At 72.2% G+C, this 16201-nt stretch carries 13 protein-coding genes and 1 pseudogene; 7 read left to right on the forward strand and 7 right to left on the reverse strand.

The genetic code is table 11. The features are described 5' to 3' along the window. Positions 1-12: 12 nt before the first annotated feature. On the reverse strand, positions 13-576 hold the full coding sequence (locus ABIQ69_RS00860; RefSeq protein ID WP_350348509.1) for a helix-turn-helix domain-containing protein: 564 nt from the start codon (positions 574-576) through the stop codon (positions 13-15). 67 nt (positions 577-643) lie between these two features. Between ABIQ69_RS00860 and ABIQ69_RS00865 the strand changes: the two genes are divergently transcribed. After that, entirely contained in the window at positions 644-1213 is a 570-nt protein-coding gene (locus ABIQ69_RS00865) for a dienelactone hydrolase family protein (RefSeq protein ID WP_350348510.1), read from the forward strand. Between the two features lie 41 nt (positions 1214-1254). Here the strand turns inward: ABIQ69_RS00865 and ABIQ69_RS00870 are convergent, their stop codons facing one another. After that, positions 1255-2283: an LLM class flavin-dependent oxidoreductase gene (locus tag ABIQ69_RS00870; protein WP_350348511.1), complete on the reverse strand. Its 1029-nt coding sequence runs from the start codon at positions 2281-2283 to the stop codon at positions 1255-1257. A 178-nt stretch (positions 2284-2461) separates the two neighbouring features. Here ABIQ69_RS00870 and ABIQ69_RS00875 point away from each other — a divergent pair, with 178 nt between their 5' ends. Further along, the gene (locus ABIQ69_RS00875) at positions 2462-4702 is read left to right on the forward strand and encodes an AAA family ATPase (protein ID WP_350350053.1); all 2241 of its coding nucleotides are present in this window, start codon (positions 2462-2464) and stop codon (positions 4700-4702) included. Positions 4703-4732: 30 nt separating this feature from the next. Here the strand turns inward: ABIQ69_RS00875 and ABIQ69_RS00880 are convergent, their stop codons facing one another. Then, complete coding sequence (locus tag ABIQ69_RS00880) at positions 4733-6004, reverse strand: MFS transporter (protein WP_350348512.1); 1272 nt, start codon at positions 6002-6004, stop codon at positions 4733-4735. A 92-nt stretch (positions 6005-6096) separates the two neighbouring features. Here ABIQ69_RS00880 and ABIQ69_RS00885 point away from each other — a divergent pair, with 92 nt between their 5' ends. Further along, a complete protein-coding gene (locus ABIQ69_RS00885) occupies positions 6097-7656 on the forward strand; it encodes a carboxylesterase/lipase family protein (RefSeq protein WP_350348513.1) in 1560 nt (519 codons plus the stop codon). A 23-nt stretch (positions 7657-7679) separates the two neighbouring features. Here ABIQ69_RS00885 and ABIQ69_RS00890 read toward each other — a convergent pair whose 3' ends face one another. After that, positions 7680-11069 (reverse strand): hypothetical protein, encoded by a 3390-nt coding sequence (locus ABIQ69_RS00890; RefSeq protein ID WP_350348514.1) that lies wholly within the window; start codon positions 11067-11069, stop codon positions 7680-7682. A 157-nt stretch (positions 11070-11226) separates the two neighbouring features. Between ABIQ69_RS00890 and ABIQ69_RS00895 the strand changes: the two genes are divergently transcribed. The 3 genes and pseudogenes from ABIQ69_RS00895 (at position 11227) to ABIQ69_RS00905 (ending at position 12706) form a co-directional block, all read left to right on the forward strand. Continuing rightward, positions 11227-12276: a zinc-dependent alcohol dehydrogenase family protein gene (locus tag ABIQ69_RS00895; RefSeq protein WP_350348515.1), complete on the forward strand. Its 1050-nt coding sequence runs from the start codon at positions 11227-11229 to the stop codon at positions 12274-12276. 26 nt (positions 12277-12302) lie between these two features. Further along, positions 12303-12482: pseudogene (locus ABIQ69_RS00900) on the forward strand (pyridoxamine 5'-phosphate oxidase family protein); the annotation flags it as partial. Between the two features lie 50 nt (positions 12483-12532). Further along, entirely contained in the window at positions 12533-12706 is a 174-nt protein-coding gene (locus tag ABIQ69_RS00905) for a hypothetical protein (protein WP_350350086.1), read from the forward strand. A gap of 36 nt (positions 12707-12742) precedes the next feature. Here the strand turns inward: ABIQ69_RS00905 and ABIQ69_RS00910 are convergent, their stop codons facing one another. Next, positions 12743-13585, reverse strand: a complete 843-nt coding sequence (locus ABIQ69_RS00910) for an NAD(P)H-binding protein (protein ID WP_350348516.1) — start codon at positions 13583-13585, stop codon at positions 12743-12745. A 62-nt stretch (positions 13586-13647) separates the two neighbouring features. Then, a complete protein-coding gene (locus tag ABIQ69_RS00915; protein WP_350348517.1) occupies positions 13648-14760 on the reverse strand; it encodes an epoxide hydrolase family protein in 1113 nt (370 codons plus the stop codon). Positions 14761-14891: 131 nt separating this feature from the next. Here ABIQ69_RS00915 and ABIQ69_RS00920 point away from each other — a divergent pair, with 131 nt between their 5' ends. Continuing rightward, entirely contained in the window at positions 14892-15557 is a 666-nt protein-coding gene (locus tag ABIQ69_RS00920; RefSeq protein ID WP_350348518.1) for a TetR family transcriptional regulator, read from the forward strand. Between the two features lie 42 nt (positions 15558-15599). Here the strand turns inward: ABIQ69_RS00920 and ABIQ69_RS00925 are convergent, their stop codons facing one another. After that, positions 15600-16106: a MarR family transcriptional regulator gene (locus tag ABIQ69_RS00925; RefSeq protein ID WP_350348519.1), complete on the reverse strand. Its 507-nt coding sequence runs from the start codon at positions 16104-16106 to the stop codon at positions 15600-15602. Positions 16107-16201 lie beyond the last annotated feature (95 nt).

Genomic DNA, 16201 nt, shown 5'->3' on the forward strand with positions numbered 1-16201 from the left:
GTGACGTCGGGTTCACTCCGCCGGGGGGAGGGTCGGATGCGTCATGGGGTAGAGGCCGATCGCGAAGCCGTAGGTGGTCTCGCCCGACCTCGGCGTCCGGTCGAACTCCTCGACGAGCTCGGCCATCCGATCCCAGAACTCGGACGCCTGCGCTTCGGAGATGCGCGCATGCCGGATGAAGCCCCAGAGCCGCCCGTCGTCGAACGCCGCCGCCGATTCGCGGGCGGCGACCTCGAAGTCGTTGAAATCGCGGGGCATCGCCTCGCCGGCGGGCGACCGCTCCGCCGCCACGAAGAACAGTCGCGCCGTGCGCCCGTAGAAGCGCTCCTCGATGGCCCGCACTTTCCGAGTCCGCACGACCCGGACCAGGCCGGCGCGGGCGAGCACGTCGACATGGTGGGCGACGGTGCTCTTCGGGCGCTCGAGGGCCGTCGCGAGCTCGGTGACCGTCGCCGCCCGCTCGTGCAGCAACTGCAGGATCGTGGTGCGCAGGGCGTGGCCGATCGCCTGGACCTGGGCGGGCTCGGTGAGGGCGATCCGATCGGCGAGGTCGTAGTCCGGGGGGTTGTCGGCCATGATGCATCAGACTAACATTCCCGAATGTTCGAAGAATGTCGATCAATGAGCGAGAGGGGCCGCTGACATGGCCGAGGTGCTGCTCTACCACCACATCCAGGGCCTGACCGATGGCGTACGCGCATTCGCGGACGAGCTACGGAACGCCGGTCACACCGTGCACGCGCCCGACCTGTTCGAGGGGCGCACGTTCGCCGGCATCGAGGAGGGGTTCGCGTTCGTTCGCGAGACGGGATTCGACGCGATCCGCGACCGCGGCACCGCCGCGGCCGATGAGCTCGGATCCGACCTCGTCTACGCGGGCTTCTCGTTCGGCGTGACGATCGCGCAGGGACTCGCGCAGACGAGACCCGGCGCCCGCGGCGCCCTCCTCCTCTTCTCCTGCCTCCCGGTCTCGGAGTTCGGGGAGTCGTGGCCCGACGGCATGCCGGTGCAGATCCACGGCAAGGAGGACGACGAGTACTTCGCCGAAGACCTGCCGGCCGCGCGCGAGCTCGCGGCGTCCACGCCCGACGCCGAGCTGTTCATCTACCCGGGAGGGCAGCACCTGTTCGCCGACTCCTCGCTCGGCGACTTCGACCCAGAGGCATCCGCGTTGCTCATGGAGCGGGTGAAGGCATTCCTCGGCGCGCTCTGACCGGCGTCACCCGGGCGCCAGGAGCCGCGTGGCGACCGCGATCAGGCGGTCGTCGGCTCCCAGCCGAGGCTCGGCGCGACGTGCTCGGCGAACGCGGCGACGAGGCGCAGGTTGAACTCCACGCCCAGCTGGCTCGGGATGGTCAGCATCAGCGTGTCGGCCGACCGGATCGCGGCATCCCGCTGCAGTTGCTCGACCAGTTTGTCCGGCGTCGCCGCGTAGGTCTTGCCGAACGTCGAGCGGATGCCGTCGATCATGCCGACGCCGTCGCCGTCCTGGCGCCCGCCGAAGTACAGCTCGTCCTCCGCGGTCGTGATGGGGAAGATCGAGCGGCTCACCGACACCCGCGGCTCGCCCGGGGGGCCGGCCTCGCGCCAGGCTGCGCGGAAGGCCTCGATCTGCTGCGCCTGCAGCTCGTCGAACGGGAGGCCCCGGTCCTCGGTGAGCAGCGTCGAGGACATCAGATTCACCCCGACGCGGCCCGCCCACTCGGCGGAATCGCGGTTGCCCGCACCCCACCAGATCCGCGAGCGAAGCCCGGGCGAGTACGGCTCGATGCGCTGCATCCCGTGGCCGCCGCCGAACTGCGACGACGGGTCGCGCTCGGCGAGGCCCTCGCCCTCGATCGCCTGCAGGAAGCGCGCGAAGTGATCGCGCGCGAGGTCCGCGCCCCGCGGGTCGGTCGACCCCGTGTAGCCGAACGCCTCGTAGCCCCGGATCACGGTCTCGGGTGACCCCCGGCTGACGCCGAGCGCCAGCCGCCCGCCCGAGATGAGGTCGACGGCCGCCGCCTCCTCGGCGAGGTGCAGCGGGTTCTCGTAGCGCATGTCGACGACGCCCGTGCCCATCTCGATGCGCTCGGTGCGGGCCGCGATCGCCGCGAGCAGCGGCATCGGCGACGCCTGCTGGCGCGCGAAGTGGTGCACGCGGAAGTAGACGCCGTTCACGCCCAGGTCGTCCATGCCCTGGGCGAGGTCGATGGCCTGCAGCATCGAGTCGGCCGCGGAGAGCTCGCGCCCACCGCCCAGGGGACCGTAATGGCCGAACGAGAGGGTTCCGAAGCTCCGCATGCCTGTTCCAACGCCGGCCCCGCGCGGCGCATTCCAGGCAGCCCTGGTGGGGGCGGGGCATCCGGTCTAGCGTGAATCGCGGGGGAGATTCCGCGGGGGATGCGGAATACCAGCCGTTCTCGCAAAGTTGAGTTGACTAGACTCAAGTCTTGAACGAAGGGATCACCGCGTGGCCAACATGCAGGGGGCGCCGAACTCGCAGGAGGAGCAGCAGTCGGCGCTCGAACAGTTCGGCGTCAACCTCACCGACCTCGCCAAGGCGGGCAAGCTCGACCCGGTCATCGGCCGTGACGCCGAGATCCGCCGCGTCAGCCAGGTGCTCACCCGGCGCACCAAGAACAACCCCGTGCTCATCGGCGAGCCGGGCGTCGGCAAGACCGCCGTGGTCGAGGGCCTCGCGCAGCGCATCGTCGCGGGCGACGTGGCCGAGTCGCTGAAAGACAAGCAGCTCATCTCGCTCGACATCTCCGCCCTCGTCGCAGGCGCCATGTACCGCGGCCAGTTCGAGGAGCGCCTGAAGAGCGTGCTCAAGGAGATCACCGAGGCGGAGGGCGAGATCATCACCTTCGTCGACGAGCTGCACCTGCTCATGGGCGCGGGGGGCGGCGAGGGCTCGGTCGCGGCATCCAACATGCTGAAGCCGATGCTCGCGCGCGGCGAGCTGCACCTCATCGGCGCGACCACGCTCGACGAATACCGCGAGTACATCGAGAAGGATGCCGCGCTCGAGCGCCGCTTCCAGCAGGTCTACGTCGGCGAGCCGTCGGTCGAAGACACCGTCGCGATCCTCCGCGGGCTGAAGGGCCGCTACGAGGCCCACCACGGCGTCACGATCACGGATGCCGCGCTCGTGGCCGCCGCCGCCCTCTCCAACCGGTACATCACCGCCCGCCAGCTGCCCGACAAGGCGATCGACCTCATCGATGAGGCCATGTCGCGGCTGAAGATGGAGATCGACTCCAGCCCGGTCGAGATCGACCAGCTGAAGCGCGCCGTCGACCGGCTGCGGCTCGAAGAGCTCGCGCTGAAGAAGGAGAAGGACGACGCCTCGCGCGAGCGGCTCGACAAGCTCCGCGAGACCCTCCTCGAGAAGGAGCGCGAGCTCGCCGGACTCGAGGAGCGCTGGGCGCGCGAGCGCCAGGGGCTGAATCGTGTCGGCGACCTGAAGAAGCGCCTCGACGAGGCCGTCACGCAGCGCGACCTCGCGCTCCGGCAGGGCGACTACCCGAAGGCGTCGAAGCTCGAGTACGAGACGATCGCGCAGCTGCAGCGCGACCTCGCCGCGGCCGAGCAGGCGGATGCCGCCGGCGACGCCGGTGAGCCCCGCATGGTCAACGAGCAGGTCACCGAGGAGGACATCGCCGCGGTCATCTCGGCGTGGACGGGCATCCCGGTCGGCAAGCTCATGCAGGGCGAGACCGAGAAGCTGCTGCATCTCGAAGCCGAGCTCGGCAAGCGCCTCATCGGGCAGAAGCCGGCCGTCGCGGCCGTGGCCGACGCGGTGCGGCGTTCCCGCGCCGGGTTGAGCGACCCGAACCGGCCCACGGGCTCCTTCCTCTTCCTCGGCCCGACCGGCGTCGGCAAGACCGAGCTCGCGAAGGCGCTCGCCGAGTTCCTCTTCGACGACGAGCACGCCATGGTGCGCATCGACATGTCGGAGTACGGCGAGAAGTTCTCGGTCTCGCGGCTCGTCGGGGCGCCTCCCGGGTACGTCGGCTACGAGCAGGGCGGGCAGCTCACCGAGGCCGTGCGTCGTCGCCCGTACTCGGTGATCCTGCTCGACGAGGTCGAGAAGGCGCACCCCGAGGTGTTCGACGTGCTGCTGCAGGTGCTCGACGACGGCCGCCTCACCGACGGGCAGGGCCGCACGGTCGACTTCCGGAACGTCATCCTCATCCTCACCTCGAACCTCGGGTCGCAGTACCTCATCGACCCGTCGCTGAACTGGAGCGAGAAGGAGCAGGCCGTCCTGCAGACCGTCCGGCAGGCGTTCAAGCCCGAGTTCGTGAACCGGCTCGACGACATCGTCGTGTTCTCCGCGCTCAGCGAAGGAGAGCTCGCCGAGATCGTGAACCTCTACATCGACCGGCTGTCGGCGCGGTTGCACGAGCGCCGCCTCGAGCTCGGCGTCACGCCCGACGCGCGCGCCTGGCTCGCCGAGCGCGGGTACGACCCGCTGTACGGCGCGCGGCCGCTCCGCCGGCTCATGCAGAAGGAGATCGACGACCGGCTGGCGCGGGCGCTGCTCTCGGGCGAGATCCGCGACGGCGACCGCGTGGTCGTGGGGCTCGCGCCAGACGGCGACGCGCTCGCCGTGAGCCGAGGCGAGGGCGTCGCGCACCGCGGGTCGGATGCGTCGTCGGCGGATGCCGCGCCGGGCGGCCCCGACGACATCGTCGACGCGGAGATCATCGAGTAGGTCGGTGCGCGAGCCGGGCCCGCCCGCCGGTCAGTCGCGGGCGGGCTCGGGCTCGGCGGTGATGCCGTTGGCGTGGGCCGGGAGCCGGCGCTCGAGGGCGAACGCGAGGGCGCAGATGCCGACGCAGCTCAGCACCATGATCGCGATGTACCAGGCGTCGAGGTCGTGGTCGAGGAGGAGCCCGGCGACGACCGGCCCCGTGATGGTGCCCGCCTGGAACGCCGCGGAGTTGATGGCGTTGTAACGGCCGCGGTTCCGGTCGGAGGCGAGGTCGTTGTAGACCGCGGGCACGGTCGGCTGCATGAGGGTCTCGCCGAAGGCGAAGACGCCCATGAACGCGAGCACGCCGACGGCCGCCGCGATACTGCCCGGCAGCAGCCCGGCGGCGCCGAGGACGAGCCACGAGGCCGCCCACACCAGAGCCATGACCCACATGACGCGGGTGCGCCGCTTGCCCGTGATGTGCTTCAACACCGTGAACTGGAGCAGCACGATGACGGCCGTGTTGACGGCGAACGCGAACCCGATGGTCTGCGTCGACACCTCGGCGACCTGGCGGGCGAAGGCCGGGAAGCCGGCCTCCATCTGCCCGTAGCCCATGAACACCGCGAGGAAGGACAGCAGGGTCATCCACCGGATCGCGGGCTGGCGCAGGATCTCGCGGTACCCGACGGTGGGCGCCGCCTCGGCATCGTCGTCGGGGTCGACGTGGCTGCGGACGTGGCGGAGCGGCCCGAGCAGCAGCGCCACGGGGATGAGGCAGCTGATCGCGTCGGCGAGGAAGATCGCGGTGAACGTCTCTGGGGCGTCGACGTCGACGAAGAACCCGCCGAGGATGCCGCCGACCCCGATGCCGAGGTTCACGAGGGCGAAGTTCACGCCGAAGTACTGCTGCCGGAGGTCGCCCTCGACGACCGTGGCGATGAGCGCGTTGAAGCCCGGCCAGGAGACGCCGAAGTTCACCCCGATGAGGACGAGGGCCACGGCGGCCACGGCGGGGTGGGTGGCGAAGGCGAGCAGGGTGCAGCCGGCGATCATCGCGGCGAGGCCGACGAGCAGCACCCGGCGTGCGCCGTACCGGTCGATGAGCGTGCCGCCCGGGCCGGTGACGACGAGGCCGACGACGGCGATGACGCTCATCAGCGCGCCGGACAGCCCGAGGTCGAACCCGCGCACCTCGTGCAGGTAGATGATCGTGAACGGCAGGGTGAGCCCGCGGCCCAGGGTCTGGATCGCGACGGTGGACAGGAGCCAGCGCCCCTCGGTGGGGAGGGCGCGCCAGAAGGAACCGATGCCGAGCACCAATGCAGTCTGCCGCACGCCGCCGACATCGGCACATCGCCGGCCGGGCCGCCAGGCACGGCCCGTTCACCCGCGGCGTCTACGCTGCCGGCATGCGGGTTCGGGGCAGCGGTGCGGGCGATCGCCCCGTCGCCGAGACGTCGGCCGGAGCGGTCCGCGGCCTCCGGCGCGACGGGGTGCGCGTGTGGCGGGGCATCCCGTACGCGGACTCGACGGCGGGCCCGCACCGGTTCCGCGGCCCGCGACCGGCGCCCGCGTGGCCGGGCATCCGCGACGCGTCGAGGTTCGGACCGGTGGCCCCCCAGCTGCGTCGCGGCCAGTTCATCGGCGCCGCGGCGCACCTGCCGAGAAGCGAGGACTGCCTGAGCGTCAACGTCGTCGCCCCCGACGGCGCGCCGCCCGCGAACGGATGGCCCGTCATGGTGTTCCTCCACGGCGGCGGCTACAGCGTCGGCTCGTCGGGCGAGTACCCGCGGCAGGGCGAGCGGCTGGCCCGGCGCCACGGGATCGTCTACGTCAGCTGCAACTACCGCCTGGGCGCGCTCGGATGGCTCGACCTGCGGGCGTACTCGACGCCGGGGCATCCCATCGAGGCGAATCTCGGCCTCCGCGACCAGGTGGCCGCGCTCGAGTGGGTGCGCCGCGAGATCCGCGGCTTCGGCGGCGACCCCGAGCGCGTCACCCTGTTCGGCGAGTCCGCCGGGGGCAACTCGGTGACGACCCTGCTCACGGTGCCGGCCGCCGAGGGACTGTTCGCGCGGGCCATCGCGCAGAGCGCACCCGCGAACGCCGTCTATGCGACCGACGTCGCGCAGGGCTGGGCGGGGGAGTACGTGCGGCTGCTCAGCCGGATCGTCGACGACGACGACCTCGACAGCGAATCGCGATCGGATGCCGCGGCCATGCTCCGTTCGGCGCATCCGATGCAGCTCGCCGAGGCGACGACGGCGCTCACGATCCGCACCCCCGACGAGCAGCCGGGAACGATCGCGCTCGCGCCCGTCATCGACGGCGAGTTCCTGCCGATGCGGCCGCTCGACGCGTTCCGCGACGGGGTCGCGCACCGGGTGCCGCTCATCATCGGCACGAACGACCGCGAGGGGTCGCTGTTCGAGGGGCGCATCGACATCCTCCCGACGACGAAGCCGCGCATCCGGGCGATCTTCGCCAACACCGGCAAGCGCGCGCGGAAGGAGATCAAGCGCCAGTACCCGGGGCTGCCCGCCCGGCGCCCGGCGGCGGATTTCGCGGGCGATTTCACGTTCTGGTTCCCGAGCGTGAAGGTCGCCGAGCGGCACTCGCGGTTCGCGCCGACGTGGTGCTACCGGTTCGACGCGGCGCCGCGGACGGCGCGGCTGCTCGGCCTCGACGCCACCCACGGACTCGAGCTGTTCGCGCTCTTCGAGAAGTTCGACACCCCCGTGGGCGTCGGGCTCACGCTCCTCGGGGGCCGGCGGATGTTCCGCACGGTCGGCCGTCGCATGCAGGCGCACTGGGCGGCACTCGCCGCGACCGGCGAGCCCGGCCCCGGCTGGCCGCGGTACGACGAGCTCGACCGCCGCACGCTCGTCTTCGATCGGAGCGACCGGGTCGAGCCCGACCCGCGGCGCGGGCGACGGCTCGCCTGGCAGGCGTTCGTGCCCCACGTGTGAGGGCAGGCGCGCGGCTCCCGGGCTCAGACCCGGCGGCGCCGGCGGGCGAGCCCGGTCGCCGCGAGCCCCGCGCCCGTCGCCGCGAGCATGACCGCGGCCGCGAGCGCGAGCCACGGCTCGACCCCCGTGCCGGCGAGCCCGCCCGAGCCGCCGCCGGAGTCGCCGTCGGACCCGCCGTCCGACCCGCCGCCACCTGGCGGCCCGACGGGCGGGGTCGGCTGCGGGGCATCCTCGTGCGTGTTCGTGATCGTGCACGTCACCGAGACGTCCTCGGCGACGAGCATGACGAGGTCGGGCGCCTCGAACTCGCCGCCGTCGCACGACCACTCGGATGCCGCGTACTCGTCGGCGCCCGCCGCATCCGACGCCTCGGCGAGGCGGAAGGTGCCGTCCTCGACGGGGTAGGCCGTCACCGCGGGATCGCCGGTGACGCCCGAGCCGGTGCGGGCGGGGTCGTCGACCTCGGTCCATGAGAGCGTCCAGTCCTCGGCGCTCAGCTCGCCGCCGACGACCTCCTTCACCAGCGTGAGCCGGGGCGGGTCGAAGACGTTCGTGACGGTGCAGGTGACGTCGTCGCCCGCCTCGAGGGCGAGGATGTCGCCGTCGAGGTCGGCCGCGTCGAACCCGGTGCCCGTGCACGTCCACTCCGTCGCGGCGTAGTCGATCGACGGGGGCGGGGCATCCGGATTCACGGCCTCACCGAGCAGGTACGACCCGGCGGTGACCGGCTGCGCGACGATGTCGGGGCTCCCGCCCGCGCCGGAGACGTCCGTGCCGCCGGCCTCGCCCTGCCCCTCGGCGGAGACCACCCAGTTCGACGGCACCCCGCCGGGTCCGTCGGGCCCGTCGTCCACGACCTTGACGAGGGTGAGCACCGGCGGGGTGTACACGTTCGTCGCGGCGCAGGTGACGTCGACGCCGAGCGGCAGTTCGATCGCGGGCACCGAGCCGACGGGCACGACGACCGGGTCGAAGCCCTCGCCGGTGCAGACCCACGCGCCGAGCAGGTAATCGGCCGTGCCGGGCCCGGTCGGCGTCTCGGCGAGCACGTGGACGCCCGCGTCGACCTCGGTGGCGGGCACGCCGCCCGCGCCGGCGATGGTGCCCGAGGTGCCGGTGGCCGAGAGCGTCCAGTCGGCGGCCGTGGCCGTGCCGCCCTGCACGACCTTCTGCAGCGCGAGCGTCGGCGGGATGGGCGTGTTCGTGGCGGTGCAGATCGCGACGTCGCCGTAGCGGAGGGTCGCGGTCTCGGTCGCGGGGTCGAAGCTCGTGCCGGTGCAGTCCCACGACACGTCGTACCCCTGCGGTCCGTCCTCGCTGAAGACGTACTCCCCGGTCGGGGTGACGAGGTTCGTGACGCCGGGCGTGGCAGAGAGGCCGGCGAAGGCGGCGTTGCCCGGGCCGCGCGTCTTCAGGGTGAAGTCGGCCACCGTCGCCGTGCTGCCCGGCGCGTCGACGAGCTCCTTCACGAGCGTGATCCTCGGCGCGATCGCGGCATTGGTCACCTGACACATCGCGTCGACGCCGCCGGTGACCGTGAAGGTGTCGTCGTCGACGCGGGTCGTGCCGCTGCAGGTCCAGCCGAGCGACTCATATCCGGCGGGGCCGTCCTCCGAGAGGGTCCAGGTCGAGCCCGCGGGGACGGGCACCCGGGTGACCGACGGCTCGTCCATGGCTCCCGAGAAGCTCGACGCGTCGGAGGTCGCGGTGAGCGTCCAGTCGGTCGGCGCGTCGGGGAAGCCGAACTCGGCGAGCAGCTGCTTGCGGAGCGTGAGCGTGGACTGGGTCCACCGATTCACGACCGTGCAGGTGACGGACTCGTCGCCGGGCGGAACCTCGACGACGTCGCCCGTCGAGACGATCTCGCCGGTGTCGTCGAGGACGCACTGCCACTCGCCGGCCGAGTAGAGGGCGGCGTCGGCCGCGGCGCTCGACTCCGAGAGCGTGTACGCACCGGGGTCCACCGCCACGAAGGTCACTGCGTCGGAACCGCCCGCGCCGCTGACGGCCGTGGGGCCGGCGGCCGACAGCGTCCAGTCGCCGGGGACGAGCGTGCCGCCGCCGCCGTTCACGACCTGCTTCACGAGGCTGAGGTGCGGCTGCACCGCGTCGTTCTCGATCCGGCAGACGACCTCTTCGCCGGCCGCCACGGTCGCGGCGGTCACGAAGCCGTCGCTGTTCGAGCAGTCCCAGCCGGCGGTCGTGTAGCCGAGGGTCGGGCCCGACTCCGCGAGCGCGAACTCGCCCGCGGCCACCGGGGTGCGCGTGACCTCGGGTGTTCCGGTGACCCCCGCGATCGAGTCATCCGTGCTCGTGGCGCTCAGCGTCCACGCGGTGGGCGGCTGGGCGCCGACGACGACCTTCTCGAGCGTCAGCCATCCGCCGGTGAAGTCGTTCACGATGGTGCAGACCACATCGACGGCGCCCGCGACCTCGACGGCGCCCGCGGTGACCGGCACGGGCTGCCCCGACACGTGATCGACGCACGTCCACTCGCCGGCCGCGTACCCGGCCGGACCGTCCTCGGCGAGTTCGTACGTGCCGGGAGCGACGCCCACGTGACTCACCTCGTGCGACCCGCTCGCGCCGCTGATGCCGGCGGTGGGGCCATCGGCCGTGAGGGTCCACGCGGCCGGATCGTCGAGCGGAGCGCCGGCAGGCCCGGTGACCTCTTTCACGAGCGTGAGCTGCGGCAGCTGGGCCGAGTTCACGACGGTGCAGGTGATCTGCTGATCGAGGCCGACCTCGATCACGTCACCGTCGGCGACCGGCACGTCCTCGCCGCTCGTGGCATCCACGCAGGTCCAGCCGAGCGACGTGTATCCGGAGCCGCCGTTCGACTCGCTCAGCCGGTACTCGCCGATGCGGACGTCCGCCTGCACGCCGGTGGTGCCGACGACGTTCGTCGGTCCCTGCGCGTGCAACGTCCACCTCGAAGCGGGCGCCGTGCCGCCGCGCACCTCTTTCACCAGGGTGAGTGTGGACTGGACGGCCACGTTCTCGACGGTGCAGGTGACCTGGGCGTCCTCGGCGAGGGTGACGGTGGGCGTCGGGTCGGTGAAGACGCCGAGGCTGCCGCAGTCCCAGTTGACGAACCGGTACCCGGGCGGGGTCAGCTCGGTCTCGATCTCGGAGATGACGTAGGTGCCGGCCGGCACGACCTCGCTCTGGATGCCGTTCAGCCCCTGCCCGCGGAACGTCTCGCCCGTCTCGACGTTCACGGCCTGCACGTCCCATGCGCCACGGTCGCCGAAGCTCGCGCCGGTGTCGAGGTTCTCGATGCGTTTGAAGAGCGAGAGCCGCGCCTCACCGGCCGCGGCGGCCGGCGACGAGGCGGCGAGGATTCCTCCGCCCACGAGGGCGACTGCGATCGCGGCGGCTGCCGCGCGCATCGTGCGTCGTCGGGCGTGCATCGAACCTCCCCCTGATGCCGGGGCGGTTCGGTCCCGGCACCTCCACCGTACGCGGAGCGCGGCGGGACGTCACGTGCGATCTCGGCGACGCCCTGCGGCGCCGCACGCCCGCGGTCCGGGCCTCCCGGGCGGGGTGACACCGTTCTAGGCTCATCCCATGCTCGCCACCGTCATCCACGCCGCCCGCGACATCCGCGTCGATCACGTTCCCGACCCCGTCCTCTCCACCGGTCGCGACGCGATCGTGAAGGTCGTCGCGGCGTGCGTGTGCGGATCCGACCTCTGGCCGTACCGGGGCATCACGCCCACGCGTGAGCCGCACCGCATCGGCCACGAGTTCGTCGGCGTCGTCGAGGCCGTCGGCGACGAGGTCGAGCGTGTGAACGTCGGCGACTTCGTGATCGCCCCGTTCTACGTGTGCGACAACACGTGCGTGAACTGCCGAAACGGCGTCTCGACGTCGTGCCTGCACGGCGGCTGGTGGGGCGGCGACGACCGCGACGGCGGGTTCGCCGACGGCGGGCAGGGTGAGCGCGTGCGGGTGCCGCTCGCCGACGGGACGCTCGTCGTCGTCCCCGGCCCGGTGGCCGACGAGGAGGTGCCCGGCCTCCTGACCCTCGCCGACGTCATGGGCACCGGCCACCACGCGGCGGTGTCGGCCGGCGTCCGCGAGGGCAGCACGGTCGCGGTCGTCGGCGACGGCGCGGTCGGACTCTGCGCGGTCATCGCGGCGCGCCGGCTCGGGGCATCCGTCGTCATCGCGATGTCGCGGCACCGCGAGCGGCAGGACCTCGCACGCGAGTTCGGCGCGACCCACATCGTCGCCGAGCGCGGCACCGCAGGGGTGACCGCGGTCCGCGAGCTCACGGGCGGCATCGGCGCCGACTGCGTGCTCGAGTGCGTCGGGACGAAGGAGTCGATGGACCAGGCGATCCGGTCGGCGCGTCCGGGCGGGATGGTCGGCTACGTCGGCGTGCCGAATGGCGGCCCAGAGCTGCCGGTGCGCCGGCTGTTCGACACCAATGTCGGCGTCAACGGCGGGGTGGCGCCGGTGCGCGGCTACATCGAGGAGCTGCTGCCCGACGTGCGGTCCGGCGCGATCCGGCCGGGTCGGGTCTTCGACCTCGAGCTGCCGCTCGCCGACGCCGCCGAGGCGTACGCCGCCATGGACGAGCGCCGCGCGATCAAGGTGCTGCTGCGGCCGTGACCGGAACGGCTGAGCGGATGCCTCCCATGCGGGCGCTGTCCGGGCGCGTCGCCGATCGGCTCGAGCGCGAGACGGTGATGTGGTTCACGACGGTGAACGGACGCGGCACACCGGTGCCGACGCCCGTCTGGTTCGTGCGGACCGGCGACGAGTTGCTGCTGCTGTCGCAGCCGGGCACGCCGAAGCTCGCGAACCTCGCCCGCAATCCGCGCGTCGCCTGCACTTCAACACCGGTGACGACGGCAACGACGTGGCGGTGTTCACCGGCACGGCCCGGGTCGGCGAGGAGCCGCTCGACGATGCGGACTGGCGGGTCTACGCGGAGAAGTACGCGGCGGAGTTCGCGCCCATCGGGATGACGCCGGAGGAGTACCGGGCGAGCTACTCGGTGCCGGTCCGGGTCTCGGTGGAGCGCGTCCGCTCCTGGTGACGGCTGGGGCGGCGGGTGCCGCCCCAGCCGCGTCGATCAGCCGCCGAAGTCGGCTCGGTGATCGGCGGCCCACTGGGCGTAGGTCCGCGCGGGGTGCCCGGTGATCTGCTCGATGACGTCGTTGACCGGCGCGGGCTTGCCGACTGCCTGTGCCATGAGCGCGAACAGTGCGGCCAGGAACTCGGGGTCCATGAACTGGCTCATCTGCTCCAGCACGGGCTCCGGGTCGAGGTCCTCGACGGTGAGCGTGCGCCCGAGCGTCGTGCCGAGGAGGTGGACCTGTTGGGTCTGGGTCAGCGATTCGGGTCCGGTCAGGTCGTAGGCCCGCTCCGCGTGCCCGCCGCCGATCAGGATGCGGGCGGCCACCTCGGCGACGTCGCGCTCGTGCACGGCACTGAAGGCCGCTTCGGTGTACGGCGCGCGGATGACGTCACCGCCCTGGAGCTGCATCGCGAATGTCAACGAGTTGATGGCGGGGAACAGCAGCCGCAGGAACGTCCACTCGATTCCGGATGCCTCGATGGCCTGCTCGACCTCGCGGTGGTACCGGGCGATCACGTCGGGCTGCCGCTCGGCGCCCGGGACGACCGCGCCCGAGGACAGGAGTACCAGCCGCTTCACCCCGGCCTGGCCCGCGGCCGCCAGCAGCGGGGCGACATCCATCCCGTACTGCAGAACCAGGAAGGCGGCCTCGACGCCGGCCAACGCCGCCGGCAGCGTCTCGGGCTTGGTCAGATCGGCCCGGACGACGTCGACGCCCTTCGGGAGCCCGGCCCGCTGCGGAGTGCGGGTCAGGGCCCGCACCGGGGCACCCGCGGCGACCAACTCATCCACCGCCTGACGTCCGAAGTGAGCGGTGGCACCGATGACGAGATACATGGGGTTTCCTTTCGTGGGAACTGAGGGGGTCCGAGGTGGGTCCGCCGGCAGCCGGCAGCTGATCAGCGGACGTCGCCGACGGAGGCGAAGAAGGTGGTGATGTCGTCGGCGGTCTGCTGCGGCTCGAGGTGGGCGGCGTAGTGGCCGCCGCGCTCGTAGGTGGTCCACCGCCGGATGTTCGCGTGGTCGCGCTCGGCGAACCGGCGGATGGTGGCGAAGTCTCCCTTCGCCTGGGCGAGCGCGGTCGGCACCGTCGTGGGCCCGGGGCGCTCGCCCGCCTCCTGCGCCCGCTTCTGCGCGAGGGCGTTCTCCCGGTACAGCCGCAGCGCCGAGCCCTGCGTCCCGGTGAACCAGTAGACGGCGGCGTTGGCGACCGTGAACGCCGGGTCGAGGTCACCCATGAGCTGGACGTTCCAGCCGAGCAGCCCGGCGGGCGAGTCGGCGAGCGAGTGCGCGAGCGTCTGCGGCTGCTGGGACTGCAGGACGTTGAACGCACCGATGTTCTCCCAGAACCAGCCGAGGTGGGCGAGCGCGGCCTGCTCGTGCTCGTCGAGGTCGACCAGCTCGGCCGGGTCTCCCGAGGGGAACGAATAGAGCTGCGTCACGTGCACGCCGACGACGTGGTCGGGGTCGAGCCGGCCGACCTCGGGCGAGATCATCGAGCCCCCGTCGTTGCCCACCGCACCGTACCGCTCGTAGCCGAGCCGGTGCATGAGCTCGACCCAGGCACGTGCGATGCGCGCGTTGTCCCAGCCGCGTTCGGTGGTGGGGCCGGAGAACCCGAAGCCCGGGATCGACGGCAGGACGACGTCATAGCCCGCGGCGGTGAGGGGCTCGATGAGGTCGAGGTGCTCGACGACGGAGCCCGGCCAGCCGTGCGTGAGGATGAGGCCGATGGCGTCCGGGCGCCCGGAGCGGACGTGGATCGCGTGCACCCGCTGACCGTCGATGACGGTCTCGATCTGCGGGTACGCGTTGATCCGTGCCTCCAGGGCGCGCCAGTCGAAGTCCTCGAGCCAGTACCGCACGAGCTCCCGGACGCTGCCCACGCTCGTGCCGTCCTCGCCGTCCTCCCCGATCTGGTCGGTGAACCGGGTGCGGGCGAGGCGCTCACGCGCGTCGTCGATCTCGGCCTGCGGGATGTCGATCCGGGTGGGCGTGACCTGGGCGTTCATGGTGCCTCCGTTGATCCTGAGTTCGGAACGGAACGTAACGTTCCGCTGAAATGACAGTAGCGGAACGTTCTGTTCCGCACAAGTGATATCGTCGAGACGTTCCTGACGACCCCCGACCATCGGAGTGGACGATGAGCACCCCGAGTACGGAAGCCCCGCTGAGCGGCCGGCGCGCCCAGGCGGCCCGCAACGACACCGCGATCCTCGACGCCGCCCGCGAGGTCTTCATGGCGGCGCCCGACGCCCCCGTCGCGGCGGTCGCCAAGGCCGCCGGCGTGGGCATCAGCGCCCTGTACCGCCGGTACCCCGGCAAGGAGGAGCTGCTTGCGACGCTCTGCCTCGACGGGCTGCGGCGCTTCGTCGACGTCGCACGGTCCGCCCTGGACGTCGCCGACCCGTGGGACGCGTTCCAGGCGTTCCTGCGCGGCATCGTCGACGCGGACGTGCACTCCCTCACCGTCCACCTGGCGGGGCGCTTCACGCCGACGCCGGAGCACGGCGCGCTGGCCGAGGAGTCCGGGCGGCTCGCGGGGGAGATCCTGCACCGGGCGCAGGAGGCCGGGGCAGTGCGGTCCGACGTCGTCGACGCCGACCTGCCGATGATCTACGAGCAGCTCGCCGCGATCCGCCTCGGAGACGCCGAGCGGGTCGCCGAGCTGCGACGCCGGTACCTCGAGCTCCACCTGGCCGGGCTGCGCGCGGACGCCGCGCCGCACGAGGCGCTGCCCGGCTCTGCGCCGTCGCAGGCCGAGCTCGGCGCCCGCTGGCGCCGGGACGTCACGGGAACCGCGGGCTAGCACTCTGGCCTCGCGCGCCATCCGCGCGCCCTCGGCCGCGGCTCAGGCGTCGATGTCGTCGAGCCGGGCGATCACGACCTCGAGCAGGCGGGCGAGCTCGCCGCGCTCGTCGTCGCTGAGGTCTTGCAGCACATCGGACTCGACGACGTCGGAGCCGCGGATCGCGAGGCTGAACAGCTCCCACCCCTCGTCGGTGAGGCTCACCAGGATCCGCGTGCGGTTGCCCGGGTCGGCCGCACGCTCGACGAGCCCGCGCTCGGCGAGCTTGTCGAGCCGGTGCGTCATCGAGGAGGGCGCGACGTTCGAGAGATCGGCGAGCTGGCTCGGGGTGAGTGCCTCGCCGGCCTTCGCGAGCGAGGTGACGACGGCCCACTCGCCCGCCGTGACGTCGAGGTCGGCGAGCTGTCGCGCGTACCACTGGTCGAGCTTCTTGGTGAGGCTCTGCACGGCGGTGATCACCCGTTGCACCGACTCCTCGCCGCCCGCGGCGACGTAGGTCGTGACGGCGCGACGGTGCAGCTCGGGTGCGGTCGGGCGTCGCTTGGGCATGCGGGAATTCTCGCATGCGAACTTCGGTTGCTAATATTTCGATATCGAAGACTTCGGATTCGAACTCGATGGATGCCTCGGGCCCCATGCCCGGG

This window comes from Agromyces sp. G08B096 (genome assembly GCF_040267705.1).
Classification (GTDB): Bacteria; Actinomycetota; Actinomycetes; order Actinomycetales; family Microbacteriaceae; genus Agromyces.